General features: G+C 72.2%; 5 protein-coding genes. 2 read left to right on the forward strand and 3 right to left on the reverse strand.

From position 1 onward, the window contains the following. The first annotated feature begins 167 nt into the window (after positions 1-167). Complete coding sequence (alr, locus tag D7W79_RS11295) at positions 168-1,385, forward strand: alanine racemase (RefSeq protein ID WP_120525374.1); 1,218 nt, start codon at positions 168-170, stop codon at positions 1,383-1,385. A 4-nt stretch (positions 1,386-1,389) separates the two neighbouring features. Here the strand turns inward: alr and D7W79_RS11300 are convergent, their stop codons facing one another. Further along, the gene (locus D7W79_RS11300) at positions 1,390-2,424 is read right to left on the reverse strand and encodes a lysophospholipid acyltransferase family protein (protein ID WP_244221710.1); all 1,035 of its coding nucleotides are present in this window, start codon (positions 2,422-2,424) and stop codon (positions 1,390-1,392) included. 98 nt (positions 2,425-2,522) lie between these two features. Between D7W79_RS11300 and D7W79_RS11305 the strand changes: the two genes are divergently transcribed. Beyond that, on the forward strand, positions 2,523-5,282 hold the full coding sequence (locus D7W79_RS11305; protein WP_120525370.1) for a M1 family metallopeptidase: 2,760 nt from the start codon (positions 2,523-2,525) through the stop codon (positions 5,280-5,282). A 79-nt stretch (positions 5,283-5,361) separates the two neighbouring features. On the opposite strand, the gene D7W79_RS11310 is transcribed toward D7W79_RS11305, so the two are convergent. Continuing rightward, positions 5,362-6,114, reverse strand: a complete 753-nt coding sequence (locus D7W79_RS11310; protein WP_120525371.1) for an enoyl-CoA hydratase — start codon at positions 6,112-6,114, stop codon at positions 5,362-5,364. Between the two features lie 11 nt (positions 6,115-6,125). Next, on the reverse strand, positions 6,126-7,037 hold the full coding sequence (locus D7W79_RS11315) for a ribose-phosphate diphosphokinase (RefSeq protein WP_120525372.1): 912 nt from the start codon (positions 7,035-7,037) through the stop codon (positions 6,126-6,128). Between the last annotated feature and the right edge of the window lie 160 nt (positions 7,038-7,197).

Consider the following 7,197-nt stretch of genomic DNA (forward strand, 5'->3'; position numbering starts at 1 on the left):
TGTCCACCCGCGCACGCCTGCCCGGGCGGATGGGGCTCCCCCTCTTGCCCTTGTCCGCCCGAGCTGCATCCAGCCCCTGTGGCCCTCTGGCCACGCCCGCCCATGGCCTGCGCTTTGCTGGTAGAGGCGATGCGGCAGGGGACGTTGGCTGGTGCGGAGGTGTGAACGTGGATGAGGTCGGTGGTGGGCTCGGAGCCGGGCCCGGTGACGCGGTGTACTCCTCGTGGCTGGAGGTGAGCGCGTCCCACTTGAGGCACAACGTGGCGGCGTTCCGCGCGCTGGAGTCCGCCGGCCCCACGCCCCGGGCGCTGGGCGCGGTGCTCAAGGGCAACGCCTACGGCCACGGGCTCGCGCAGGTGCTGCCGCTGGTGCACGCGGGCGTGGACGTCCTCTACTTCATCGCCCCGCAGGACGCGCTCACGGTGCGCGCGCATGAAGCCGCGCACGGGCTGCCCGCGCGGCAGGTGGTGGTGCTGGGCGCGGTGGCTCCGGAGGAGGCCGTCGTGCTGGCGCGCGAGGGCATCGACGTGGTGGTGGCGGACCGCTCCTGGGCGGACGCGGTGCCTTCCTTGCGCGCGGCGAAGCTGACGCGCCCTTTGCGCGTGCACGTGCACATCGACACGGGGCTGGGCCGCGAGGGCTTCACGTTGGATCAGCTCCCGCGCGAGACGGCCTTCCTCGCGGACGCGCCGGACGTGTTCGAGCCGGTGGGCGTGCTCAGCCACTTCGCCAACACGGAGGACGTGACGGAGCAGGCGTACGCGCTGGCGCAGTTGGACGCGTTCGAGACGGCGCTGGGGCACCTGACCGCGCAGCTCAAGCCCGCGAAGCCGTTGCAACGGCACATCGCCGCGAGTGCCGCCGCGCTGGTGCTGCCCCGGGCGCGCTACGAGGCGGCGCGGGTGGGCATCTCGCTGTACGGCCTGTGGCCTTCGCCGGAGACGCGGCTGTCGGCGCGGCTGGTGTTGGGCGAGCTGCCGGTGCTCAAGCCGGTGCTGTCGTGGCGGTGCAGGAGCCAGGTGGTGAAGTGGCTGCCGGCGGGCGCGTACGTGGGCTACGGCTGCACGTACCGCTGCCCGGAGCCCACGCGCATCGCCGTATTGCCGGTGGGCTACTACGACGGCTACCCGCGCCTCGCGTCCGGCAAGGCGCACGTGCTGGTGAACGGGCGGCGGTGCGCGGTGCTGGGCCGCGTGATGATGAACCACCTGATGGTGGACGTGACGCGCGCCACCTCCGACGAGCGCCCCGTGACGGCCACGCTGCTGGGCCGCGATGGAGAAGAGTCCGTGTCCGCCGAGTCCCTGGCCGGCTGGGCACAGACCATCCACTACGAACTGGTGACGCGCCTGGGCGCGCACCTGCGCCGCGTCGTCGTGGAGTAGCGCGCTACTTCGGCGGCGTGCCTTCCGTGAGGCCCGGCGACGGTGCGGTGGTGAGCGCCGGAGGCTGCACCTTCCAGCGGCGGTGCAGCCACAGCCACTGCTCCGGGTGCCGGCGGATGGCGCGCTCCAGGGCCGCCGTCACGCGCGCGGTGTGCTCGGTGATGGGGTCCGCGCACTCGCCGGGCTTCGGCGGGAGGATGGGCCCCTCCACCTCCAGCTTGTAGCGCGCGCCCGGGCCGGGAGGCCGCACGCCCATCACCACGAACACCGGGACGCCCGTGCGCTCGGCGGCCACCGCCATCGCGGGCGTCGTGGACGCGAGCCTTCCGAAGAAGGGCACGAACACCGCGGACTTCGCGGGCAGCGCCTGGTCCAGCAGCATGTACGCGGACTCACCGCGGTTCACCGCGTCGGTGATCTCTTGAATGGCGCCCTTCGGGTAGATGAGCCCCGCGCCCGCGCCCAGCCGGTTCACCGCGATGCGCGTGTTCAGCGCGCCCTTGAGCGGACGCACCAGCGCGTTGAGCGGGATGCCCCAGCGGATCAGCATCTGGCCCACCAGCTCCCAGTTGCCGAAGTGCGCCGTCACCAGCAGCGCGCCCTTGCCCGTGGCCACGTGCGCCTTGAGCGCCGCCCACGCCTCCTCGCCCACGATGCCCTGCTGGTCCCAGTCCGGCGTCATCCGGTCCCCGGACGGCAGCGACTCCACCACCACGCGCGCCATGGTGAGGTATGCCCCGCGCGCGATGTCGCGGCGCTCCGCTTCACTCTTCTCCGGCAGCGCCTGCGCCAGGTTGTCCAGCGCCACCTTCCGGCGGATGCCCAGCGTGTAGGCCAGGCTCGCGACGAAGCGCGCCAGCGCATCGCGTGCACCGGGTGACAGCCACGTGAGCAGCGCCCAGACGCCCCGCGTCAGGAACGCCACGATGGGGCCCGGCGGCGAACCGATGATGCGGCGCAGGTGCTCCGGCGGCGTCTTCCCCTCGGGAGGGGTGTTCGTTTGCGATGGCAGCGGATGCGAGGGGAGGGGAGCGGACACGGCCGCGCACTCCAGCGCGAACACGACCTGACAGCAAGGCCACGCACTGCTCGCTCGTCGCTACCTTGCCAGGCTGCTCTGGTCCACACTGCGCGGCCATGCCCAACCTGCTCCGTCCGGTGGCCCTGGCCACCGCAACCTTCCTTGCGGCATGCGGTGCCCGTCAGGGTAACGCTCCCGCTCCCGGTGCCGTTGAAACGCCGCCTGCCGTCTCCGGGCCCAGCGCTGCCGCCGCGCCCAAGCCCCCCACGCTGCGGCTGCCGGAGGACGTGCGGCCCACGAAGTACTCCATCGTCTTGAAGATGGATCCGAAGGCGGAGGCCTTCGAAGGCACCGTCGACGTGATGCTGGAGGTGGCCAAGGCCACGAACGTCATCTGGATGCACGGCAAGGGCCTCATCGTGAAGGAGGCCACGCTGGAGCAGGCGGGCGTCACCCAGACGCTCAAGGCCTCCTCCGCGGGCGAGGACTTCCTGGGCCTGACGCTGGACAAGCCCCTGGCCGTGGGCGGCGCGAAGCTGCACCTGACGTACACGGGCACCGCGTCCGAGCGCGAGACGTCTGGCGCCTTCCGCGTCAACGAGGGCGGCGACTGGTACATCTACACGCAGTTCGAGCCGCTGGGCGCCCGCCGCGCCTTCCCGTCCTTCGACGAGCCCGGCTTCAAGGTGCCGTGGCAGCTCACCTTCCACGTGCCGGAAGGCAACGTGGCCGTCACCAACACGCCGCAGCTGGCGGACGAGAAGGGCGCGGACGGCTGGCACATCTACCGCTTCGCCCCCACGCAGCCCCTGCCCAGCTACCTCATCGCCTTCGGCGTGGGCCCGTTCGACTTCCTGCCCGCGCGCGACGCGGGGCAGAAGCACGTGAAGACGCGCATCATCACGCCGCGCGGCCGGGCCAGTGAGGGCGCGTGGGCCGCGCAGGTGACGCCCGACATCCTGGAGCGCCTGGAGGCGTACTTCGGCATCCCGTACGCGTTCGAGAAGCTGGACGTGCTCGCGGTGCCGCTGCTGGGCGGGGCCATGGAGAACCCGGGCCTGGTGACGTTCAACTCGCGCCTCATCCTGGCGAAGCCGGAGGAGGACTCCGTGGGCCGCCAGCGCGCGTTCGCGGGCACGCAGGTGCACGAGCTGGCGCACCAGTGGTTCGGCGACCTGGTCACCATGGCGTGGTGGGACGACCTGTGGCTCAACGAGTCCTTCGCCTCGTGGATGACCCCGCGCATCCTGGAGTCCTGGCAGCCCACGTGGGACGCGCCGGTGGAGCGCGTGCAGGACCGCAACGGCGCGCTGGACGCGGACAGCCTGGTGGCCGCGCGCTTCATCCGCCAGCCCATCCAGGACGCGGGTGACATCCAGAACGCCTTCGACGGCATCACCTACGGCAAGGGCAGCGCGGTGCTGTCCATGGCGGAGACGTGGCTGGGCCGCGACGTCTTCCAGAAGGGCATCCAGCGCTACCTGCGCGCGCACGCGGGGAAGAACGCCACCGCGAAGGACTTCGTGGACGCGCTGTCGCAGGAGTCCGGCAAGGACGTGGCCCAGGTGATGAACAGCTTCCTGGACCAGACGGGCGCGCCCTTCATCACCGCGACCCTGCTGTGCGACGGCGGCAAGCCGCGCGTGGCCCTCACCCAGCAGCGCTACGTGCGCCTGGGCTCCAAGGCCCCGGACGCGCAGTCGTGGAAGGTGCCGGTGTGCGTGAAGTACCCGGGCGCCGGCAAGGACGCCACCGCGTGCACGCTGATGACGGAGGAGAAGGCGGAGGTTCCGCTGACGGAGGCCAAGGCGTGCCCGGCGTGGGTGTTCCCCAACGCGGACGGCGCGGGCTACTACCGCCTGCGTCTTTCGGATGACACGCGGGCCAGGCTGATGAAGTCCGGCCTGACGAAGCTGTCCCGCGCGGAGCGCGTGGTGCTGCTGAGCGACTCGCTGGCGCTGGCGCAGGCGGGGCTCATGCCCGCCGCGGAGGCGCTGCCCCTGCTCACGGGCGTGGCGGAGGACCCGGACCGGCAGGTGCTGGAGGCGGGCCTGGAGCTGATGGACCTGGTGTCGTCGCGGCTGCTCACGGAGGCGCAGGACGCGGACCGCGCCCGCTACGTCCGGGACACCTTCGGGCCGCGCGCGCGCAAGCTGGGCTTCAAGCCGCGCGCCGGTGAGAGCGAGGACCTGCGCCTCCTGCGCCCGCGCCTGCTGGAGCTCGCCGGCAACGAGGGCAACGACCCGAAGCTCGTCGCCGAGGCGCGCACCCTGGCGGACCAGTGGCTCAAGGACCGCAAGGCGGTGGCGCCAGAGGTGGTGGGCGCGGTGCTCTCCATCGCGGTGGAGCACGGTGACGCGGCCCTGCACGCGAAGCTGATGGAGGCCCTGCGCGCGGAGAAGAGCCGCTACCAGCGCCAGCAGCTGCTGGGCGGCCTGTCCCACGTCACGGATCCGAAGCTGGTGAAGGCGAACCTGGAGCTGCTGCTCGACCCGAAGCAGGACATGCGGGAGAACCTGTGGCTGCTCTTCGGCGCGTCGCGCGACCCCCGCACCCGTGACACCGCGGTGGAGTTCGTGAAGACGCACTTCGACACGCTGGTGGGCACCGGCGACAAGCCGGGCCTGATGCCGGAGGGCATGGGCTCCCGGCTGCCGTACATGGCCGCCGGCTACTGCGACGCGGGCAAGCGCAAGGAGCTGGCCGCCTTCTTCGAGCCGCGCGCGGACAAGCTGCCCGGCTCCGAGCGCGTGCTGCGCCAGGTGCTCGAAATCGTCGACCAGTGCGTCGCGCTGAAGGAGGCCCAGGGCGCTAGCATCGGGACGTTCCTGTCCGGCAAGCCGAAGACGCCGCAGGCCCCGCCCGCGCCCCGCTAGGCGCATGAAACGACGCCGGGTCCGCGTGACATGCACGCGGACCCGGTGGGTGAGGCCTTCGTCGCGAAGGGGGAAGGGACTACTTCCGGCCGCGCGACATGAAGGACATGAAGGCTTCCTTCGCCTCGTCGGAGGCCAGGCGCTGGACGAACTCCGCGCCCTCGCGCTTGAGGGCGGCCTCCACCTGCTCGCGCAGGGGGCCGCGGATGAGCGCCTTGGTCACCTTCAGCGCCTGGGCGGGACGCTGGGCCAGGGCGCGGGCGCGCTCGGTGGCGACCTCCTTCAGCTGCGCCTCCGGGACGGCCTTGTTGATGATGCCGGCGCGCAGCGCGGTGGCCGCGTCGAACGGGTCTCCGAAGAGCAGCAGCTCCGACGCCAGCGCGAAGCCCGCCGCGCGCGGCAGCAGCAGGCTGCTGGCGCCCTCCGCGCACAGGCCCAGGTTGACGAAGGGCATGCTGAAGCGCGCCTTCTCCCCGGCCACCACGTAGTCACAGTGCAGGAGCATCGTGGTGCCGATGCCCACCGCCGCGCCCTCCACCGCCGCGAGCACCGGCTTGGCCAGGCCCGCCAGGGCGCGCAGGAAACGGAACACCGCGCTGTCCTCGCCCGTGGGCGGGTGCTCCAGGAAGTCGCCAATGTCGTTGCCCGCCGTGAACGCGCCGCCCGCGCCGGACAGGAGCACCACCCGGACGTCGTCGCGGCGGTCCACCTCCAGGAGGGCGGCGGTGGCGGCCTCGTACATGGCGTGGGTGAAGGCGTTCTTCTTCTCCGGCCGGTTGAAGGTGACGGAGAAGACCCCTGCGTCGAGCTGCGTCAGAAGCGTGTCGGACATGGCCGGGCAGACTAACGCGCGTCGGGCCGCAGTGCGCGCAAGAGCAGCGGGGCCAGCGTCACCACCTGGTGGGGAAAGGGCAGGTCCTGCCGGTGCTCCACACTGTCCGTGCTGACCAGCCGCTTCACGGGCACACCGTGCAGGCGCTCCAGCGCGGGGCCCACCAGCAGGGCATGCGTGGTGGCGAGGATGAAGTCGTCCACGCACCCCTCGCCCTTCAGCTCCTTCGCCGCCGCCGCCAGCGTGCCGCCGGTGGACACCATGTCGTCCACCAGGATGGGCCGCATGCCGCGCACCTGGCCCAGCAGGCCCAGCGTCTCCACGTCGTTGCCGCTCAGCCGCGCCTTGTGCACCACCGCCCACGGGCGGCCGAGCAGCTTCGCCAGCGCCTCCGCCCGCTTCACCGCCCCCAGATCCGGCGCCACCACCACGGTCGTGTCGGTGACGTGGGGGCGCAGCGCGTCTGCTAGCAGCGGCAGCGCGGACAGGTGCTCCAGCGGGGCGCCGAAGCAGCCCTCCAGGGCCGGGTTGTGCAGGTCCACGGTGAACACGCGCGAGAAGCGTCCATGGGACAACATGTCCGCCACCAGCCGGCCGCCCAGGGGCTCGCCGGCCCGGGCCCGCCGGTCCTGACGCGCGTAGCCCACGTAGGGCACCACCGCCTCCATCGACGCCGCGCCCGCCCGCCAGCACGCGTCCGCGAGCAGGAGCAACTCCAGCAGGTGCTCCCCCACGGGCGGGGTGGATGACTGGAGGAGGACGACGCGCCGGCCGCGCACCTCCTCCGGGGGCACCTCGATGTGCAGTTCTCCATCCGGGAAGCGCTCCATCTTCACCCCCACGGGAGCCGCGCCGGACGCCTGGGCGAGCGCACGGCCGAGGTGGGGACTGGCACTGCCGACGACGAGGGCGAATGGCGTCATGAGGCCGCACCCTAGCGCGGGATTCGCTCGCGGTGCCCTGGCCTCCCGGGCATCCCGCCAGCTGAGCCACTGTCCGCGCCTCCGCCGCCACACTCCGGAGGGAAGAGCACCTTGTCGGGGGATGGGAGGCTGGCGATGCGTTTCCGGGACAGGGCGGAGG

The organism is Corallococcus exercitus (assembly GCF_003611585.1).
GTDB classification, from domain to species: Bacteria; Myxococcota; Myxococcia; order Myxococcales; family Myxococcaceae; genus Corallococcus; species Corallococcus exercitus.